1 protein-coding gene and 2 pseudogenes are annotated in these 2,568 nt (G+C 66.7%); all 3 read left to right on the top strand.

The genetic code is table 11. The annotated features are described in order from the left end of the window. A pseudogene (locus ABUA09_RS03380) lies at positions 1 to 439 on the top strand (DEAD/DEAH box helicase); the annotation flags it as partial. Between the two features lie 119 nt (positions 440 to 558). Further along, on the top strand, positions 559 to 2,424 hold the full coding sequence (gene mnmG, locus ABUA09_RS03375) for a tRNA uridine-5-carboxymethylaminomethyl(34) synthesis enzyme MnmG (protein ID WP_033117714.1): 1,866 nt from the start codon (positions 559 to 561) through the stop codon (positions 2,422 to 2,424). A 17-nt stretch (positions 2,425 to 2,441) separates the two neighbouring features. Continuing rightward, a pseudogene (locus tag ABUA09_RS03370) lies at positions 2,442 to 2,568 on the top strand (tRNA 2-thiouridine(34) synthase MnmA); the annotation flags it as partial.

Genomic DNA, 2,568 nt, shown 5'->3' with positions numbered 1-2,568 from the left:
GCGCTGGCAGAAGGCGGAGGGGGAGCTCTCCCACAAGCTGGACGCCGTGCTTCCCGAACGGACCGCCGGCACGTCGGAGGTCGGATATGAGGATTTCCGCCGCCCCGATCCCTTCAGCTCCGACCGCATTATGGACGCCACCGCCCGGCTGCTGTCCCCCCGGTCCGCGCCCGCACAGAAGGGCCGTGTCCAGGCGCCTCAGGAGCGCGTCGGGAAGAAACACAGGCGGAAAAAGTCCTCCTCCGCCCAGTCCGTCTCTCCGGCACCCCGTCCCCGGGAGGAAAAAGCGTCCGCCCCGGCGCCCGCACCCAAGAAGCGCCAGGACCGCGGCCGCGGTCATCGGGGCGGCCCGGCCCCCCTGCCCATGAAGAGCGGGGCGGTGAAGGACTCCACCGAGCAGCCCAGCCTGATGAAGCCCTATTATATTGAGCACGATTAAACCGCCTCAGAAATATTTGCCTTCTTGCGGGCCGGAACTGAATTCCGCCCCGCGCCGGGCTTCGCCCGCCCCGGCGGATCGCCGGGGTTCTATCCCGGCTTGGAAACGGGGGAACTGTCATGGACTATCTGGCCGGCACATTTGATATCGCCGTCATCGGCGCGGGACACGCCGGGATAGAAGCCGCCCTGGCCGCCGCGCGGATGGGGCTGCGGACCGTGTGCTTCACGGTCAACCTGGACGCAGTGGGCAATATGCCCTGCAATCCCGCCATCGGCGGCACCGGCAAGGGACATCTGGTCCGGGAGCTGGACGCCCTGGGTGGCGAGATGGCCCGCTGTGCGGACCGCGCCTGCATCCAGTATCGGGTGCTCAACAAGGGAAAAGGCCCCGCCGTCTGGTCCCTCCGGGCCCAGGCGGACCGCAGGGAATATCAGAAACAGATGAAGCACACCCTGGAGCTCCAGGAAAATCTGTGGGTCAAGCAGGCAGAGGTCACCGACGTGCTGACCGAGGCGGGCCAAGTCTCCGCCGTTCGGACCTCCACAGGGGCGGTCTATCGGGTGCGGGCGGCAGTGGTCTGCACCGGCACCTACCTGGGGGGCCGCACCATTGTGGGAGACGTAACCCGGCAGTCCGGCCCGGACGGTCTGGCCGCCGCCCTCCCCCTGACGGAGAGCCTGCGGGCCCTGGGTGTCGGACTCCGCCGCTTCAAAACCGGCACGCCCCCCCGGGTGAACCGCCGCAGCGTGGACTTTTCCCGGATGGAGCTCCAGCCGGGGGACGAGACTGTGGTCCCTTTTTCTTTCGAGACAAAAACCCCTCCGGAAAACCGGGCAGTGTGCTATCTCACCTACACCAATGAGAATACCCATGCCGTCATCCGTGCCAATCTGGACCGCTCCCCCCTCTACTCCGGCGTCATCGAGGGGATCGGTCCGCGGTACTGCCCCTCCATCGAAGACAAGGTGGTCCGGTTCGCCGACAAGCCCCGGCACCAGCTCTTTATCGAGCCCATGGGCCTGGACACCGAGGAGCTCTATATCCAGGGCTTTTCCTCCTCCCTCCCGGAGGACGTGCAGGTGGAGATGCTCCACACCATACCCGGCCTGGAGCACGCCGAGATGACCCGGTGCGCCTACGCCATCGAGTACGACTGCTGCGACCCCACCGAGCTCTATCCCACCCTGGAGCACATCCGTATCCCCGGCCTTTACGGCGCGGGACAGTTCAACGGCTCCTCCGGCTATGAGGAGGCCGCCGTCCAGGGTTTCGTAGCCGGGGTCAACGCCGCGCTGAAGCTACTGGGCCGGCCGCCCATGATCCTCTCCCGGGACCAGGGGTATATCGGCGTGCTCATTGACGACTTGGTGACCAAGGGCACCAACGAGCCCTACCGCATCATGACCTCCCGGACGGAGTACCGGCTGCTGTGCCGGCAGGACAACGCAGACCGCCGGCTGTGTCCGGTGGGCCGCGCCGTGGGGTTGGTGTCCGAGGAGCGGTACCGGCGGGTGCTGGACAAATACGCCGCCGTGGACCGGGAGATCAAACGCCTGGAGGGGACGGGAGCCGCCCCCTCTCCGGCTCTCAACGCCATGCTGGCGGAAAGAGGAGAGACCCCGCCCCGGGACGGCGCCCGCCTGGGAGACCTGCTGCGCCGGCCCCGGGTGGGCTATGCCGATCTGGCCCCCTTTGACCCGGACCGGCCGACGCTGTGCGCCGAGGTGACGGAGCAGGTGGAGATCGCCCTCAAGTACGAGGGGTACATCGCGCGGCAGCAGCGCCAGGTGGAGGAGATGCGGAAGCTGGAGACCCGGCCGCTGCCTCCCGGTCTGGACTATATGGACATACCGGTGCTGCGCATAGAGGCCCGGCAGAAGCTGGATAAAATACGTCCCCTGAACCTGGGTCAGGCCTCCCGCATCTCCGGCGTCAGCCCGTCGGATATCGCGGCACTGATGATCTGGCTGGAAAAGGGCTGACACCTTGGAGGTAATCTATGAAGCCTAAGCTGATTTTGGGACTTTCCGGCGGAGTGGACTCCGCCGTCTCCGCCGCGCTGCTGCGGGAGAGCTATGACGTACACTGCGTCTTTTTGGACATCGGCCTGGGGGGAGGCGGGGACG

It is taken from the genome of Intestinimonas sp. RTP31139st1_F5_RTP31139_211217 (genome assembly GCF_040226735.1).
Classification (GTDB): Bacteria; Bacillota; Clostridia; order Oscillospirales; family Oscillospiraceae; genus Intestinimonas; species Intestinimonas butyriciproducens.
Note: the sequence above shows the minus strand (reverse complement) of the source record. Positions and strands in the feature narration are given on the sequence as shown.